Source organism: Streptomyces sp. NBC_00335 (assembly GCF_036127095.1).
Taxonomy (GTDB): Bacteria; Actinomycetota; Actinomycetes; order Streptomycetales; family Streptomycetaceae; genus Streptomyces.
In genome coordinates this window covers 750,175-766,516 of record NZ_CP108006.1, presented here as the reverse complement: position 1 = coordinate 766,516, position 16,342 = coordinate 750,175, and the positions used below count along the sequence as shown (strand labels likewise).

Annotated in this window: 18 protein-coding genes; 8 read left to right on the top strand and 10 right to left on the bottom strand. The window is 72.5% G+C overall.

What is annotated here, in order from left to right; genetic code table 11:
• Positions 1 to 40 precede the first annotated feature (40 nt).
• From OHA37_RS03470 to OHA37_RS03435, 8 genes are all read right to left on the bottom strand, one after another.
• Positions 41 to 1,045, bottom strand: coding sequence for an urease accessory protein UreD (locus OHA37_RS03470; protein ID WP_266902324.1), 1,005 nt, complete (start codon positions 1,043 to 1,045; stop codon positions 41 to 43).
• Complete coding sequence (gene ureG / locus OHA37_RS03465; protein WP_266902322.1) at positions 1,042 to 1,665, bottom strand: urease accessory protein UreG; 624 nt, start codon at positions 1,663 to 1,665, stop codon at positions 1,042 to 1,044. The genes OHA37_RS03470 and ureG overlap by 4 nt, the downstream gene beginning before the upstream one ends.
• 55 nt (positions 1,666 to 1,720) lie before the next feature.
• The gene (locus tag OHA37_RS03460) at positions 1,721 to 2,452 is read right to left on the bottom strand and encodes an urease accessory protein UreF (RefSeq protein WP_266902320.1); all 732 of its coding nucleotides are present in this window, start codon (positions 2,450 to 2,452) and stop codon (positions 1,721 to 1,723) included.
• Positions 2,449 to 4,173, bottom strand: coding sequence for an urease subunit alpha (gene ureC, locus OHA37_RS03455; RefSeq protein ID WP_266902318.1), 1,725 nt, complete (start codon positions 4,171 to 4,173; stop codon positions 2,449 to 2,451). Before ureC ends, OHA37_RS03460 begins: the two co-directional genes overlap by 4 nt.
• A 2-nt stretch (positions 4,174 to 4,175) precedes the next feature.
• Complete coding sequence (locus OHA37_RS03450) at positions 4,176 to 4,733, bottom strand: urease subunit beta (protein WP_266902316.1); 558 nt, start codon at positions 4,731 to 4,733, stop codon at positions 4,176 to 4,178.
• A 23-nt stretch (positions 4,734 to 4,756) separates the two neighbouring features.
• The gene (locus OHA37_RS03445; RefSeq protein WP_266902314.1) at positions 4,757 to 5,647 is read right to left on the bottom strand and encodes a sirohydrochlorin chelatase; all 891 of its coding nucleotides are present in this window, start codon (positions 5,645 to 5,647) and stop codon (positions 4,757 to 4,759) included.
• A 3-nt stretch (positions 5,648 to 5,650) separates the two neighbouring features.
• The gene (locus OHA37_RS03440) at positions 5,651 to 5,956 is read right to left on the bottom strand and encodes an urease subunit gamma (protein WP_243332378.1); all 306 of its coding nucleotides are present in this window, start codon (positions 5,954 to 5,956) and stop codon (positions 5,651 to 5,653) included.
• Between the two features lie 84 nt (positions 5,957 to 6,040).
• Positions 6,041 to 7,009 (bottom strand): urea transporter, encoded by a 969-nt coding sequence (locus OHA37_RS03435; RefSeq protein ID WP_266902312.1) that lies wholly within the window; start codon positions 7,007 to 7,009, stop codon positions 6,041 to 6,043.
• Between the two features lie 327 nt (positions 7,010 to 7,336).
• Between OHA37_RS03435 and OHA37_RS03430 the strand changes: the two genes are divergently transcribed.
• Positions 7,337 to 8,281 (top strand): tellurite resistance/C4-dicarboxylate transporter family protein, encoded by a 945-nt coding sequence (locus OHA37_RS03430; protein WP_266902310.1) that lies wholly within the window; start codon positions 7,337 to 7,339, stop codon positions 8,279 to 8,281.
• Between the two features lie 254 nt (positions 8,282 to 8,535).
• Here OHA37_RS03430 and OHA37_RS03425 read toward each other — a convergent pair whose 3' ends face one another.
• Entirely contained in the window at positions 8,536 to 9,243 is a 708-nt protein-coding gene (locus OHA37_RS03425) for a YoaK family protein (RefSeq protein ID WP_266902308.1), read from the bottom strand.
• Positions 9,244 to 9,488: 245 nt separating this feature from the next.
• Here OHA37_RS03425 and OHA37_RS03420 point away from each other — a divergent pair, with 245 nt between their 5' ends.
• From OHA37_RS03420 to OHA37_RS03400, 5 genes are all read left to right on the top strand, one after another.
• Complete coding sequence (locus tag OHA37_RS03420) at positions 9,489 to 9,923, top strand: VOC family protein (RefSeq protein ID WP_266902306.1); 435 nt, start codon at positions 9,489 to 9,491, stop codon at positions 9,921 to 9,923.
• 144 nt (positions 9,924 to 10,067) lie between these two features.
• Positions 10,068 to 10,760, top strand: a complete 693-nt coding sequence (locus OHA37_RS03415) for an epimerase (protein ID WP_266902304.1) — start codon at positions 10,068 to 10,070, stop codon at positions 10,758 to 10,760.
• 245 nt (positions 10,761 to 11,005) lie between these two features.
• Complete coding sequence (locus OHA37_RS03410) at positions 11,006 to 12,214, top strand: RNA ligase (RefSeq protein ID WP_266902302.1); 1,209 nt, start codon at positions 11,006 to 11,008, stop codon at positions 12,212 to 12,214.
• 4 nt (positions 12,215 to 12,218) lie between these two features.
• The gene (locus OHA37_RS03405; protein WP_266902300.1) at positions 12,219 to 13,196 is read left to right on the top strand and encodes a phosphatase domain-containing protein; all 978 of its coding nucleotides are present in this window, start codon (positions 12,219 to 12,221) and stop codon (positions 13,194 to 13,196) included.
• 67 nt (positions 13,197 to 13,263) lie between these two features.
• Positions 13,264 to 13,629, top strand: a complete 366-nt coding sequence (locus tag OHA37_RS03400) for an NTP pyrophosphohydrolase (protein ID WP_266902298.1) — start codon at positions 13,264 to 13,266, stop codon at positions 13,627 to 13,629.
• 48 nt (positions 13,630 to 13,677) lie between these two features.
• On the opposite strand, the gene OHA37_RS03395 is transcribed toward OHA37_RS03400, so the two are convergent.
• Entirely contained in the window at positions 13,678 to 14,160 is a 483-nt protein-coding gene (locus OHA37_RS03395) for a hypothetical protein (protein ID WP_266902296.1), read from the bottom strand.
• A 236-nt stretch (positions 14,161 to 14,396) separates the two neighbouring features.
• On the opposite strand from OHA37_RS03395, the gene OHA37_RS03390 reads away from it, so the two are divergent.
• Positions 14,397 to 14,771, top strand: a complete 375-nt coding sequence (locus OHA37_RS03390) for a YbjQ family protein (RefSeq protein ID WP_266902294.1) — start codon at positions 14,397 to 14,399, stop codon at positions 14,769 to 14,771.
• A gap of 148 nt (positions 14,772 to 14,919) precedes the next feature.
• Positions 14,920 to 16,245, top strand: coding sequence for an MFS transporter (locus OHA37_RS03385; RefSeq protein ID WP_266902292.1), 1,326 nt, complete (start codon positions 14,920 to 14,922; stop codon positions 16,243 to 16,245).
• Positions 16,246 to 16,342 lie beyond the last annotated feature (97 nt).

Here is a 16,342-nt window from a genome sequence, read left to right as displayed (position 1 = left end):
GCTCTCTCTGGTCGTGAACGGGCTGGAGGGGGTGAGGAGTTCAGGTCTTGCGCAGGTCCGGGGCGGGTACGCCGATCAGCCTGCGCCGCACCGCGTCCCAGGCGGCCCCGAGCGCCAGGGTCACGGGTTCGGTGTGCTCGCCGAGCACCCGCACCCAGGCCCCGCAGTCCTGCGGCAGCACGCTGACCCCGTACGGGAGACCGCGGCCGGCCAGGGCCTCGTGCAGCAGGTCGGCGAGCTCGCGGGCGGGGGCGAGCGGGCTGACCGCGAAGAAGCAGGCCATCACGGAACGACCGGCCAGTACGGCGGGGCCGTCGACGGAGCAGCCCTCGGACCCATCGGACCTCCCGGCCCCGCCGGGCTCCAGCCGTACGGTGTCCAGCGCCACCAACTCACCGCCCGGCCTGCGCAGTTCGAAGTCGGACGCGAAGACCTGATAGGCGTTGCGCTCTCCGTGCGCGAGCCGGCCGGACAGGACGGTCTCGCTCGCCAGCACGGTGGCGGTGGGGTCGGCGGTGATGACCGTGCGCTGGTAGAACCGGGAATCGACGTAGGGGATGACCGGGTCCGGCAGGTATTCGACGTACGCGTCCGGGCCGGCGGTCAGGAAGGTCTGGGCGACGGCGTAGTCGTGCTCCATCCGGTAGACCTTGGTGGCCGCCTGGGTGGTCACGTGCCCCGAGGCGCCGGGACCGAAGGACAGGTCGGTGCGCAGCCGGTCGGCCTGGATGACCCCGCCGCCCGTGGACATCAGGAAGGTGATGGGCAGGTCGGGGCGGTGCGGGTCGAAGTAGAGCGGCCGCATGATCTGGAGCGGGGACTTCTGGTAGTGCCGCACCAGCTCGGTCCGGTCGCCGACCCGCTCGAAGGCCAGCTCCAGCAGGCCGACCTTGCCGGGGCGCCCGACACCGAGGGTGTCGGGCACCGAGGAGTGCCGCAGGACCTCCAGGGGGACGCGCGGCGGTTCGTAGTGCGCGGCCTCCAGGCGTGCGGGCGGCAGGGGGCCGCGGGGCGGCGTGTGGGGCGGGTCGGCCACCACGCTCACGCCGGCACCCGGCGGAAGGAGTCGATGAAGGTGGCCACGTCCTCCAGGCCCTGCCCGGTGAGGCAGTTGGTCAGGACCACGGGGCGCCCCTCGCGCACGCGGTGCGCGTCGGACTCCATGACGTTGATGTCGCAGCGGACGTACTGGGCGATGTCGATCTTGTTGATCACGAGCATGTCGGACTCGGTGATGCCCGGACCGCGCTTGCGGGGCATCTTCTCGCCCTCGGCGGTGTCCAGGACGAAGAGGAAGAGGTCGACCAGGACCGGGCTGAAGGTGAGGGTGAGGTTGTCGCCGCCCGACTCGTAGAGCAGGGTGTCGACATCGGGGAACCGCTCCAGCATCTCGGCGCCCGCGGCCAGGTTCATGGTCGGGTCGTCGCGCACGGCGGTGTGCGGGCACGCGCCGGTCTCCACGCCCACGACGCGCTCGGGGTCGAGCACCCCGGCCAGGGTGCGGCGGACCTGGCGGGCGTCCTCCTGCGTGTAGATGTCGTTCGTGATCACGGCGGGCCGGTGGCCGCGTGCGATGAGCACCGGCACCAGGGCCTCGATCAGCGCCGTCTTGCCGGAGCCGACGGGGCCGCCGATGCCGACGCGCAGGACGTTGTCCTCGGTCATCAAAGTCACACACCTTCAGTAAAAGACAGCTTGATGAAAGGGAGTGGGGCAGGGGCTACGTCGCGAACAGCCGTGCCTCGGCCCGCTCGTGACGGCCCGACATCACATCGGCCATCGGAACGCACCCGCCGAGATCGCAGATTTCACGGCGCAGGGCCGCGCCCGCCACCTCCTCGATGACGGGTGCGATCGCGCGCAGCACCACCTGCGCCTTGCGGTGGTCGGTGAGCCGCAGCCGCAGCGCGGCCCCGGTGAAGCTCGCCGAATAGGCGAACAGGTCGCTCACGACAGCCTGTTCGGCCGGGACGCCGGCGGCCGCGTACGCGACCCCGGCGGCCACCGCCTGCGAGCCGGGAGCCCGCTTGGCGGCCACGAGCTCCGCGTACCGTTCCAGCGGCTCGCCGCCCACGCACTCGCGGGCCAGGTCCAGCAGCTGGCGGCCGGTGCGGGTGGCGGCGCGGCGCAGCCCCTCGTTCAGCTTGGCCGCGTTCAGCCGCTGGTCGGTCTCGGCCAGGGCCTCCCAGTCACCGGCCAGCGCGGCCCGGTGGGCCAGCGCCAGCGCGGTGGCGTCGGAAGGCCCCACCGCATGCCGCAGCAGGTCGGCCAGCAGGACCGGCACGCCCTCGGGGGTCACGGCCTTGGCCTGGGCGTAGCCCTCCAGGCCGTGGGAGAGGGTGTAGAAGCCGCTGGGGAAGGCCGAGTCGGTGAGCTGGAGGCTGACCAGCAGGGCCTGTACCGGCGTCACGGCCGCGGGGCTGACCACGGGGGCGTTGGCGGCAGCGCTCATGCCAGGTAGAACAGGTGGTTCAGGGGCAGTTCGCGGGCCGGCTCGATGGTGGCCGGCACCCCGTCGAGGGTGACCTTGTAGGTTTCCGGGTCGACGGCGATGACCGGGAGGGCGTCGTTGCGGACCATGTGCTGCTTGCCGACGGTGCGGCAGTGCCGGACCGGCAGGACCTTGCTGTCCAGGCCCAGCTTCTGCGGTACGCCGAGATCGATCGCGGCCTGCGACATGAAGGAGACCCGGGTGGCCTGCTTGGCCTTGCCGTACGCGCCGAACATCGGCCGGTAGTAGACCGGTTGCGGGGTCGGGAGCGAGGCGTTCGGGTCGCCCATCAGCGCCCAGTTGATCAGCCCGCCCTTGATGACCATCTTCGGCTTGGCGGCGAAGGAGCCGATCGGCCACAGCACGATGTCGGCGAGCTTGCCGGTCTCCAGGGAGCCGATGTGCTCGGCGGTACCCGAGGCGATCGCCGGGTTGATCGTGATCTTGGCGAGGTAGCGCAGGGCGCGGAAGTTGTCGTTGCGCTCGGTGTCCCCGTCGAGCTTGCCGCGCTGGTCCTTGCAGTGGTGCGCGGTCTGGAAGGCGCGGGTCCAGGACTCGCCGATGCGGCCCATGGCCTGGGAGTCGGAGGAGAAGATCGAGATGACCCCCTCGTCGTGCAGCACGGTCTCGGCGGCGATCGTCTCGGCGCGCACGCGCGAATCCGCGAAGGAGACGTCCTCCGGAATGTCGTGCGACAGGTGGTGACAGACCATCACCATGTCGAGCAGCTCGTCGACCGAGTTCACCGTGTACGGCAGCGTCGGGTTGGTGGAGGACGGCAGGACGTTGGGCTCGCCGGCCACCCGCATGATGTCGGGGGCGTGACCGCCGCCCGCGCCCTCGGTGTGGAAGGTGTGGATGGTGCGCCCGTCGATGGCCGAGCGGGTGTCCTCGAAGAAACCGGACTCGTTCAGGGTGTCCGTGTGCACCGCGACCTGCACGTCGTAGGCGTCGGCCACGTCGAGGGCCTTGCTGAGCGCGGCCGGGGTGGTGCCCCAGTCCTCGTGCACCTTCAGGCCGCAGACGCCCGCCTCGACCTGCTCGATCAGCGCTTCCGGCAGTGAGCCGTTGCCCTTGCCCAGCAGGCCGACGTTGACCGGCAGGTCCTCGACCGCCTGGTACATCCGGCCGATGTTCCACGGACCCGGGGTGCACGTGGTGCCGTTGGTGCCGTCGGAGGGGCCGGTGCCGCCGCCGATGAGGGTGGTGATGCCGTTGGACAGGCCGTGCTCGGCCTGCTGCGGGGAGATGAAGTGGATGTGCGTGTCGATGCCGCCGGCCGTGGCGATCATGTGTTCGCCCGAGATCACCTCGGTGCCGGGCCCGATGACCAGCTTGGGGTGCACCCCGGACTGCGTGTGCGGGTTGCCGGCCTTGCCGAGACCCGCGATGAAGCCGTCCTTGATGCCGAGGTCGCCCTTGACCACACCCAGGATCGCGTCCATGACGACCACGTTGGTGATGACCAGGTCCAGGGCCCCCTGCAGGTTCGTGGCCTGCGGGTCCTGCGCCATGCCGTCGCGGATGCCCTTGCCGCCGCCGTAGACGGCCTCGTCGCCGTAGTGGCCCTCGTTGTGGTCCTTCTCGACCTCGACGATCAGGTTGGTGTCCGCCAGGTGGAAGCGGTCGCCGACGGTCGGCCCGAACAGGTCGGTGTACTGCTTGCGGCTCAGGACAGCCATCTCTACTTGTCGCCCTTCTTGGAGGTCTTGGCCTTCTTGGCGGCCGCAGTCTTGGCGGGTGCCTTGGCGGCGGGCTTGGCAGCGGGCTTGGCGGCAGGTTTGGCCGCGGACTTCGGGGACGGCTTCGCCGTGGCCGCCACGGCCGGTGAGGCCGCCTGCGCGGCCGCGGCCTGCTGCGCCGACTCCACGCGGGCTCCCAGGAATCCGAGCTCGACGGCGCGGTTCATGGCGCGGATGCGGGTGTCGGTGGAGCCGAGGCCGCCGTTGGTCAGCGAGCTGAAGCCGATCAGCCGGCCGTGGCCGCTGTACGCGGTGAGTTCGACCTCGCGGGTGTCGCCCGGCTCGAAGCGGACGCCGGTGCCGGCGGGGAGGTCGAGGTGCATGCCGTAGGCGGCGTTGCGGTCGAAGTCGAGGGCTCGGTTGACCTCGAAGAAGTGGTAGTGCGAGCCGACCTGGATGGCACGGTCGCCGGTGTTGGAGACGGATACCTTGGCCTTGCGCCGGCCGGCGTTGATCTCTACGGTGCCTTCGCCGTAAAGGTATGTGGCGCCACCTGACATGGTGGTACTTCCCTTCCTTCGGATCAGTGGGGGGAATGGCCGTGCGGGTGGCCGTGATCCCGGCCGTGCGCGCGGCGGTGGCTCTCGCCGTGTCCGTGTCCGTCTGCGTGCGCGTGCGTGTGGTCGGGGTCCGCGTCCGCGTGGTCGTGGTCGTGGTCGCCGCCCGGGCCGTGGGAGTGCGCGTACCCGTGCCCGTGCTCGGCGTCCAGGCCCTCGGCCACGCCGTCCTGCCCGTGGGCCAGCCGGTGCAGCGCCTCCTGCGCGCGGGCCCGTACGACCTGGGCGATCGCCGCGTCGGACAGCAGCGGACCGGTGTCCAGGACCCCGGCCGGAAGCTCGGCCGGCGGGGCGAACGCGGCCCGGACCAGGGAGATGTGGCCCGCGCCGAGGCGGCGGCAGCGCTCCGCTCCCTCCGCCGGGTCGGGGTCACCGCCGTCGAAGGCGACCTCGACCCAGCGGTGGTGGCCGTACTGGCGGACGAGCCGGGCCACCCGGAACAGATCGGCGTCCTCGAAGGGACCCGCCGCGGGCGCGGTGACCAGGACGGCGGAGGTGTCGGGCGCCTCGCGCACCGCCTTGAGGGCGGCGGTACGCAGCCACGCGGTCAGGTGGTCCACGGTGGCGAAGGGGGGCGCCAGCACGAGCCGCCCGGGCCCCTCCTCCCGGCTCAGCCAGCGCAGGGCGCGGGCGCAGTCGGCGATCAGCCCGGGGTCGCGCCCCAGCGTCATCGGGACCACGCACACCGGCTCGGGCGAGGCGGCGAGCGCCGCGCGCACGGCTTCGGCCAGCGGCCGGCCGGTGTGCACGGCGCCTGCCGCGGAGCCGCCCTCGTGACCGCCGGCCAGGATGACCGTGGCCGCCGATTCCGGTGCCCGGCCGGGCCGTTCGGGCCGTTCGGGTGCGATGGCCGCCACCGCTCAGGCGCCGACGGGGTCGTGGCAGGAGACGAGCTTGGTGCCGTCCACGAAGGCGGCCTCGACCTGGAGCAGCGGAAGCATCTCCCGCACGCCCTTCATTACATCGGCGGCGGAGACGATCTGCTTGCCGAGCTCCATGCACTCGGCGACGGTCCTGCCGTCGCGGGCGCCTTCCAGGATGCCCTCGCTGATCAGGGCGCAGGCCTCGCTGTAGTTGAGCTTGACGCCCCGGTCCCGCCGCTTGCGGGCCAGGTCGGCCACGACGTAGATCCAGAGCTTGTCCATCTCACGGGGAGCGAGATTCATCGGTCACTCACTTTCGGCTCTCAGGATGGTTCAAGTGCTGCCGCTGCCCCGGCTGTTGGCGTCGCGGCTTCGGCTGAGACGGCGTCAGGTCCGCTGCAGCCGGGGGATCTGGGGGACGGCGGCGACGAAGACGACCGTGGTCAGGACGAACGGCCAGGTGAAGGTGTGGCCGCCGAACGGGTCGAAGAACGCGGTCATCGCGGCCGTGAGCCCGGTCGCGGCCGCGGCGCCCAGGACGGCGAACGCGAAGCTCCAGTTGGACCGGACGAGGAAGACGCCGCACAGGGCCATGGCCACGAGCACGCTGCTGTAGCCCATGAGCCCCTGGGAGACGGCCTCGGACGGCGAACCCATCGCCCAGGCGACGAAGATGGCCGTGACGCTGCCGACGCAGGCCATGACCCCGGCGACCCGGCTGGCCACGAAGATGCCGGCGAGGAAGATCAGGCCGACGTACCACTGCGGCATGAAGAAGATCTGACCGACGTTGGCGAAGAAGGCGCGCCAGAGCTGTCCCCAGTCCAGCGCGGTGGTTCCGCCGGCGGCCGCGGGCAGCGCCGCCAGGTCGGGACCGGTGTGCCACACCCGGGAGAAGCTGGGCGCCGCGATGGTCATGACGCTCGCGATGATGCAGAACGGCGCGGTGAAGGTGGGGATGTTCCAGGTGCCGAGGATGGTGGCCAGCGCCGAGGTGACGACCACCACGGTGATGCTGCCGCCGATCGCGAGCAGCAGGGTGGACAGGTGGTCCCACCCGAGGAAGACGGCGAATCCGAGGGACACGAGGGTGCCGTTGAAGCCGCGGAGTCCGGCCGAGACGATCGCGCGGTCGATGCCGAACGCGTAGGCGGTGGCGGTGCCGACGACCGCGCCGAGGAGGCCGTAGAGGGCGTACTGCCAGCCGGCGGCGGCCAGGGCGGCGAGGAAGAAGATCCCGGTGATCGCGCTCGGCATGAAATCGACCTGGGCGACGCCGCGCAGAACTTCCTGGATGAAGCTCGCGGGTTGGGCGGGGGGAGCCTGGCGTGCGGGCTCCGTTGCCAAGGCCTGCATTTCATTCTCCCATGTGCAAAAAGAGAGGGCCCTGAAGGGCCCGTGAATCAGCGGTGCGTTGACGATGACAGTACCTGCGCATCGGAGTAATTCCGCCTGGAGATGGGCGTGTCGGGGCGAATTGGAGGGCTGTGGCCGGGTTGTCATAAGAGTGTTCGTCATTCCCATTCCCGTCCCTGTCGAGGGGAAGTCGAGGGGAATAGGATCGGAATATCGGATATCGAATGGTGGGAGAGAGGGTGTCCGCCGGGCCCGGAAGGGTCATTGCCGCCGCCCCGATGGCGCGCCGCGGCGGCCGGGAGCGGCGCGGTGGTGTCCCTTGGCGGGGTGCGAGTCATTGCGGGTGCCCGGTGGTGGGCCGAGCTGTCGCCGGCCGCCGGCGCCGCCGTCATGGCGGCCGGGATCATCTCGGCGGGCCTGCACCTGATCGGCCGGGACGCGCTGTCGATCACCGCGCTGGGCGTCTCCGCCGCACTGTGGCTCCTGCTCGCCGCCGACTTCACCGCCCGGCTCCTGGGGGACCGAAGCCGGTTTCGCGCCGAGGCCGACACCCCGGCGGCCCTCACCGCCGTGGCCGCCACGACCGTGCTGGGCGCCCGGCTCTCCCTCCTCGGATGGCAGTCCGTGGCCCTCGGGCTGCTGGCGTTGGCCGCCGCGCTCTGGCCGGGGCTGATGGTCGCCGTACTGCGGCACTGGGGCTACCGGATGCCCGGTGCGGCCTTCCTCGTCTGCGTGGCCACCCAAGGGCTCGCCGTCCTGGCGGCCGCCCTGGCCACCGCCACCGGCCGCGACTGGCTGGGGCGGGCCGCGCTCGCCGCCTTCTGCCTGGGCCTGCTGCTCTACGCCGAGGCCCTGGTGCGCTTCGACTTCCGTCAGGTCGTCTCGGGCGCGGGCGACCACTGGGTGGCCGGCGGGGCGCTCTCCATCACCGCCCTCGCCGGATCCGGGCTCACGGCGTCACCGCTGTGGACGGGGTGGACGCACACGGGGCTGCGTACCGTCACCCTGGCGGCCCTCGGTCTCTCCCTGGCCTGGTACGCCGTGCTCCTCACCGCCGAAGCGGTCCGGCCGCGCCCCCGCTACGACATCCGGCGCTGGTCGAGCGTCTTCCCGCTCGGCATGACGGCCACCGCTTGCCTCTCGGCGGCCGCCCCGACCGGGGTGGCGTGGCTGCGGCCCCTCGGCACGGTACTGCTCTGGGTGGCGGTCGGGGCCTGGGTGCTCACCTTCGTGGCCTTCCTCGTGGAGCACGGGCCCCGTCCGCGAAAGTGAGCCGTGTTTCCCGGCGGGAGAATGCGACGACCGAAAGGCCGTCGCGGAAACACCGCCAGGGAAAGGGCGGAGTTGAATTGCCGCCGCAGAAAATGCCGCTCTCGTGGCGCCGCCACCGGAATGCCGCTGTGTGCGGCGGGGGATGGCGTGGGGGAATGGCTGCGGATCGGAAAGGCGGGCTGTGGAGCGGTGGTTGCGGGCCCGGAGAACACGTGGGGCCGGCGCGTCACGAAGTCGGCCCCCACTCCGTGCGGCTACCGCCCGGTGCCGTCCCACCGCGGGGAGAGGGTGACGCAGGCCAGTAGGGCGACGGCCAAGACCATTGCCCACACCGCACCATGACGGAGTGTCAGAACGCCGCCGGTGAGGGCCCCGAGCAGCAGGGCCGCGACCGTCACGAGGCGGCGCAGCGGACCCGGCCCCCACGGATCGGCCGCCAGGCCGGTCAGGGCCCTGGTGACGACGGTGGTGGTCAGATCGGGGATCGCGAGCCGGTGCACGACGGCGTTCTGCAGGCCCATGCCGAGGGCGAGCAGGGCGATGACGCCCGGCGGCCCGGCGCCGAGCGCGGTCAGGGCGAGCGCCCCGCCCACCAGGACGGTCTGTACCGCCACCAGCGGGGCGAACATCCTGGCCGCCCCGGTGGTCCGCCGCAGCCGTCCGGCGGCCGCGGCCCCGGCCAGGAAGGCGCCGACGGCCAGCAGGGAGTCCGGGGCGGACAGGGAGCGGTCCCCGGCGATCGCGAAGCCGAGGAAGACCACGTTGCCGGTCATATTGGCCACGAAGACGTGCCCGAGGCCCAGGTAGCTCACCGCGTCGACCACACCGCTGACGAAGGTGAGGACGATCAGCAGCGGCGGCAGCACCCCGTGGGGAGACTCCGCGCCGGCCGCCTCCGGCGGGAACAGCCGCGCGGCCAGCGGGCGCAGGAGCCCGTGTCGCCGGGGTGGGGTGGAGGTCATGGGGTACCTCTGGTCATCGCGTGGGCCGTTCCTCGACGGCCGGCAGCAGGCCGTCGGGGGCGAGGCCGCCGGAAGTGGAGCGGGCCGTCGGGGCGGAGGGGGGCCCGAGCGCCCGGAAGGGGGCAGGGGCGAAGGGGGCTTCGTCCCCGGGAATGCTAGCGATGCCGGGCGCACGCGCGGAGGAGCGACCCGGCGGCCGCGCTTCCTGCCCGGGTTCCAGGGGCCGTCGCGGGTAGGGTCGCCGCATGGCCTACACGTTTCAGGTGACCGTGGACTCCGAGGCACCGCACGCCCTCGCCGACTGGTGGGCCGAGGCCCTCGGATGGGAAGTGGAGCCCAGCGACGAGGAGTTCATCCGCGAGATGATCGCCGCCGGGCGGGCGACCGAGGAGGACACCACCACCCACCGGGGTGTCCTCGTCTGGAAGGCGGGCCAGGGGATCCGCCACCCCGAGGGCTTCGAGCGGGCGCCCCGCGTCCTCTTCCAGTTCATCGAGGAGCCCAAGACCGTCAAGAACCGGGTGCACCTCGACGTCCGCACCGGCGAGGACGACCCGCGGGCCCTGGTCGAGCGGCTCCTCGCCAAGGGCGCCCGGCACCTGCACGAAGGCAACCAAGGCCCCTTCACCTGGACCACCCTCGCCGACCCCGAGGGCAACGAGCTGTGCGTCTCCCACTGAGACGTCGCTTCCCAGGGTGCCGTCTGAACGGCCGTCGGACCATGAGAAGCGACGTCCGAGTGATTCCCGGTGAGTCCCGGTGAGTCTCCGGCAGGCGCAGCGCGGCCGCCGCCCGCCGCTCCCACCCCGCTCTAGGGTGGACCCGTGAACGTCATCCTCTTCGGTGCCACCGGCATGATCGGCCGGGGCGTGCTGCGCGAGTGCCTGCTCGACGAGTCCGTCGAAAGCGTGCTCGTCATCGGCCGCAGCCCGCTCGCCGTCACCCACCCCAAGCTGCGCGAGCTCGTCCGGGCCGATCCGACCGACCTGTCGGAGCCCGGCCTGGACCTGGCCTCGTACGACGCCTGCTTCTTCTGCCTCGGCATCTCCTCCTTCCGCATGAAGGAGGAGGAGTACCGCCGGATCACCTACGACCTGACGCTCGCCGCCGCCCGCCCCCTCGCCGCCGCCAACCCGGGGCTGACCTTCGCCTACGTCTCCGGCGAGGGCACCGACAGCACCGAGAGCGGCCGCTCCATGTGGGCCCGGGTCAAGGGGAAGACCGAGAACGACCTGCTGAAGCTCCCCTTTGAGGCGTACATGTTCCGGCCGGGGATCGTGCAGCCGGACCGCGGCATTCCCTCCAAGACCCCGCTCTACCGCGCCGGGTACGCCGTCACCGCTCCGCTCTTCCCGGTCCTGCGGCGCTTCGCTCCCCACCTCGTGACCACGACCCGGGCGATCGGCCGCGCCATGATCGCCGTCGCCGAAGCCGGTCCCGGCGTCGCAGGCACCCAGCGGATCCTGCGCCCCCGCGACATCAACCGGGTGGGCGGCGCGGGCCCGCACGGGTCTTAGCGGTGTGGCCGGAAAGGTTCACCGGGTCGCGACGCCCAGCACGGCGCCTCGCCGCGTTGTCGGACCGGGCAGGTACGTCCGGTACGAGCCCCGGCCCTCCGCCTTGCGATGCACCGCACCGGACGCCGCGCCCCGGCAAACCCTCCCGGTCACAGCACTGAGACCCGCGCTGACGAGCCGATATTCGGTTTCGGCCAGGGCCTCCCGCACCCGAGAATGAGGCATCTCGAACCGGGAGGAACCCCATGAGCCAGGACCGCCTGACTCTGCACGACCTGATGCCCGCGCAGGCGCTGACCGAGGCCATCGACGCCGGATACGTGGCCCGCAAGGTCCACCCCCAGCTGCCGCTGTCCCTCTACAGCTACACCCGCACCGCCCAGTACGAGCAGGTCTGGAACCAGGTCACCACGATCTGCCGCGGACTCGTCGCCGACGACGTCACCGGCGAGATCGTCGCGCTGCCGCTGCCCAAGTTCTTCAACGTCGGCGAGCACGAGTCGGGCCGGCCGTACGCGCCGGCCCTGCCCGACGAGCCCTTCGAGGTGTACGACAAGGTCGACGGCAGCCTCGGGGTCCTCTTCCACTACGCGGGCAAGTGGCGGGCCGCGTCCAAGGGTTCCTTCACCAGCACCCAGGCCGTCTGGGCGCAGCGCCACCTCGACGGACGGGACACCTCCGCACTGGTCCCCGGCACCACCTACCTCGCGGAGATCCTGTACCCGCAGAACCGCATCGTCGTGGACTACGGGGACCGCCGCGACCTGGTCCTGCTCGCCGCGTACGGAGCGGACGGCACCGAGGTGCCGCTCGCCGAAGCCGCCGCGCACTGGGAGGGCATCGGCTCCGTGGTCACCGTGTGGCCCGCCATGCCGCTGGACGAGCTGCTCGCCCTGACCGGGTCCAGCACCCTGCCGGGCGGCGCCGCCGCGACCGGCACCGACGCGGAGGGCTTCGTCCTGCGCTTCGCCTCGGGCGTCCGCGCCAAGGCCAAGATCGCCGAGTACGTACGCCTCCACAAGGTGCTCACCGGCGTGACCGAGCGGGACATCTGGCGCGGCCACGGCATCCAGCGGTTCGCCGGCCTGCCCCTCAAGCAGCTCGCCCAGGGCCTCAACTGCTCCGCCGCCGAAATCGAGGCCTCGGGCGGCAAGCCGCTCGACGAACTGCTGGAGCAGGTGCCCGACGAGTTCGACCACTGGGTACGCTCGGTGATCGAACGTCTGGAGGCCGAGGCCGCGCTCCGCGAGCGCGCCATCGACGAGGCGTACGCCTCGCTGGCCCACCTGGCCGGCGACCGGGGCGCGTTCGCGCGCGCCACCAAGACGATCCGCGACAGCGGGATCCGCGGTGCGCTGTTCCAGCGTCTCGACGGCAGGACGACCGAGTTGGTCACCTGGCGGCAGGTGCGGCCCGAGGCGTCCGACCCCTTCACGCACGACGAGGAGAACTGAACCCGTGTCCGAAGTACCCGAAACCGAGACCCCCGCGCCCCCGGCCGAGTCCCCGGTGGCTCCCGCGCTGCCGGTGGTCCACGTCATGACGGGTCTGCCGGCCTCCGGGAAGACCACCGCCGCGCGCGTCCTCCAGGCGGAGTCCGGCGGCCGGATGCGCCGCGTCAACCTCGACGACCTGCGGGCCATGCTCGACGTGCCGGACCCCGAGCGCGGGCGTTCGTACAAGCACGAGCAGACCGTGCTGGACATCCAGGACGCGGCCGTCGGCGCGGCCGTCGAGGGCGGCTTCGACGTGGTCGTGGACAACACCCACCTGACCTCGCACATCCCCAAGCGGCTCAAGGCGGCCGTCGCGGGACGGGCCACCTTCGTGGTGCACGACTTCACCGACGTGCCCGTGGAGGAGTGCCTGCGGCGCGACGCCGCGCGCGAGCGCCAGGTCGGCGAGGAGATCATCCGGATACTCGCGGACAAGCACGCGAAGGCCAAGAAGGGCGGCTGGCGGCTCACCGCGGACTGGCTCAACGACCAGCCGGACGTGTCCCCGTACGTCGCCGACCCGGCGCTGCCCACGGCGGTGATGTGCGACATCGACGGCACGCTCGCGATGACCGGCGACCGCAACCCGTACGACTTCTCGCGCTGCGGCCTGGACACGCTGAACGCGCCGGTGCGCGACGCGCTGGACTCCTTCCGGCGGGCCGACGGCGACACCATCGTGCTGCTGTCCGGGCGGGGCGAGGAGCACCGGGAGCCGACCGAGGCCTGGCTGCGCGAGCACGAGGTCCCGTACGACGAGCTGTGGATGCGGGCGGCGGGCGACACGCGCCGCGACGACATCGTCAAGGCGGAGCTGTTCAACGCGCACGTGCGCGACCGGTACGCGGTCCGGGTCTCCCTGGACGACCGCGACCGGGTGGTTGCCATCTGGCGCCGCATGGGGCTGGCCACCTGGCAGGTCAACTACGGCGACTTCTAGTACGGCGATTTCCAGTACGGCGACTTCCGGCTGCGGCGCGTGCCGGCCGGCTCGCCATACTGGGGAGGTGGACGAGCCGAACGTATTGATCGTGGACGGTGCCAACGTCGTCGGGTCCGTTCCGGACGGCTGGTGGCGGGACCGGCGCGGCGCCGCCGAGCGGCTGCGCGACCGGCTGGCGCTGCGCGACGAGGGCGAGGAGATCGTCCTCGTCGTCGAAGGCGCGGCCCGGGGCGTCGCGTCGGTGCCCGGCGTACGGGTGGACGAGGCGCCGGGCAGCGGCGACGACCGGATCGTGGAGCTCGCGGCGGCCTGCGCGGAGCGCGGCGGGTGCGTGGTGGTCACGGCGGACCGGGAGTTGCGGATGCGCGTACGGGCGTACGGTGCGCGGTGCGTGGGACCGCGCACCGTACGCCCGGAGATGCGTACCTAGTGCGGGGCGGGGCGGCGCCGTGCCGCGTACGGCCCCGCGGGGCGGTGCCTAGAGGCGGCAGTAGTGGACCTTGCCCAGGTTCTTGACGTAGCGGGCGGAGACCCAGTGGTCGTCGCGGTCCTTGGCGGCCTTCGCCGACTTCGGGGTCATGGCGTTCTTGCGGTCCTCGTCCGTGGACTCCTGCTCGTCCCGCTGCTCCAGCAGGTACCAGAGGTTGTTTCCGTCGACCCGCTCGCCGCGGGCCTTGCACTCGATGGAGAGCTTCTCGTGCGGGTGCACCCGGCCCACCTTGTGGGAGTGGGTGGTCGGCTTGCTGCGGACGGTCAGCGGGCCGCGCGAGATGACGACGCCGCGGACGTAATCGCGGTCTCCGTACTCGTCGTCCTCCTCGTCGGCGTCCTTGACGGGAGCGGTCAGGACCGGGCCGCGGGGCTCCGAGTGGTCGGCCGCGACGGCCGTGCCCGCCCCGACCAGGCCGAGCACCAGGCTTCCGGCGGTGAGGGCGAGGATGGTCCTGGTGGGCTTCAGCATGAGCCGGCTCCTCCGAGAAAGCGTCCTCCCGGCCGCGACGCGCGGCACGGGGCGGCAACCAGGCGGTTGCCACCGATGACTATGGCGACGCGGGGCAGGGAGGTCCGGCTGACGCACCGTGACTTAGCCCGATATGCCCAATGTGCGGGGCCGGCCGGGGCTTCGTCCGGCTGCGCCGGAGGCCCGGCTCCCTCCTCCGGATGCGGGCACCGCGCGGCGCCGCCAGAGTGGATGCCATGGGTATCGAGGATTACGGCGGCGGCCCCGGCGCGCAGCAGACCGGTGTCATGGTGGTGACGACGAACGACGTCCCCGGCTACCGGGTCGAGCAGGTCATCGGGGAGGTCTTCGGCCTCACCGTGCGCTCCCGCCACCTGGGCAGCCAGATCGGCGCGGGCCTGAAATCGATGATCGGCGGCGAGCTGAAGGGCCTCACCAAGACCCTGGTGGAGACCCGCAACCAGGCCATGGACCGCCTCATCGAACAGGCGAAGGCGCGCGGTGCGAACGCCGTGCTGATGATGCGCTTCGACGTGACCGACGCGGCCGACCTCGGCACCGAGGTGTGCGCGTACGGGACGGCGGTCATCCTGGTGCCGGCCGGCACGTAGGGAGCGCCTTTCCGGCCGGGCCGGGCCCGCGGGGAAGTTCCGTACGAGCACTCTTGGCGATCACCGGGAGGAGGCTCTAGCCTCCCGTGGTGATCCACGAAGAATTCATACGCATGCTCGATGCCGGGGCGCCCGCCGGGGCCGCGCAGTGACCGGCCCGCTGGACCCGCGCACCGCGGGACGCCGGTACGTGACCGCCTGCGTCCTCTACTGGTTCCCCGTGGGCCTGGCCGTCAGCCCGCTGATCCTGCTCTTCACCGAGCGCGGCATGTCCCTGGCCGCCGTCGCCGCGTTCTTCGTCGCGCACTCCGTGACCGCCGCCGTACTGGAACTGCCCACGGGCGGACTCTCCGACGTGCTCGGCCGCCGGGCCGTGCTGGCCGCGGCCGGCCTGCTGAACCTGACGGCCTTCGTCCTCCAGGGCCTGGGCACCGCGCCCTGGGTGCTCGCCCTCGGCATGGCCCTCATGGGCGCGGGACGCGCACTGTCCAGCGGGCCCGCCGAGGCCTGGTACGTGGACACGGTCCACGCCCACTCCGGCCCCGACGCCGAACTGCGCACCGGGCTGGCCCGCGGTGGCTCCGCGATCTCGGCCGCGCTCGCGGCGGGCACCCTGCTCGGGGGCGCGCTCCCCTGGCTGCTCGCCCGGGGCGACGGGCTCGCCGCCGGCCTGAGCCGGGCGACCTCCGGGCTGGTGCTCCCGCTCTCCACGCCCCCACTGCTGGGCGCGGTGGTGGTGACGGCCTTCGTGCTGTACGTCCTGGCGGCGCTCCCCGAGCCGCCCCGCCCGCCGAGCACCCTGCGCTCCGTACTCCACGGCATACCGGCCACCGTCGCCGAGGGCGTACGACTGGGCGGCCGCGACCCGCTGATCCGCCGGGTGCTGCTCAGCGCGGCGGCCGCGGGCGGCGCCCTCGCCGCCCTCGAACTGCTGACACCGGGCCGCGCCGCGTCGTTCACCGGGGCGCCCGAGTCCGGCGCCATGCTCTACGCCGTCCTCGCCTGCGCCGGCTTCCTCTGCTCGGGGCTCGGCAGCCACCTCGCACCCCTGACCGCCCGGCTCGCGGGCAGTGGCGAGCGCGCGGTCCTGCTGGGGCTGGGCGCAGGCGCGAGCGGACTGCTCCTGCTCGGCGCCACCGCGGCGGCCGCGGGCCCGTTCGCCCTGGGGCTCGCGATCCTCGGCTACGGCCTGGTGTACCTCGGCCTCGGCGCGGCGGGACCGAGCCAGAACGAGCTCCTGCACCGCCGGGTGCCGAGCGCGGGACGGGCCACGGCGCTGTCGGTCCAGTCCCTGGCCATGCAACTGACCGGGGCGCTCACCGTCCTGCTCGTCGGCGTGCTGCCGCGGGGACCGCTGCCCTGGCTGACGGGAGGCGCGATGCTGCTGGCGGGCGCCCTGCTGTGGATGCGGCGCGTCGAGCCCGCGGCCTCGTACGCGACTCCTGCGGGGGCGGAGGGCGTCGAGCCGGTGTAGCCGGTGTAACCGGGGCCGACCGGGTGCGGTCGTGACGCGTGCGCCCACCGGCCCCGCGCCCACCCGACCCACCCGTCACAGAAGTCCAGGACGGGGT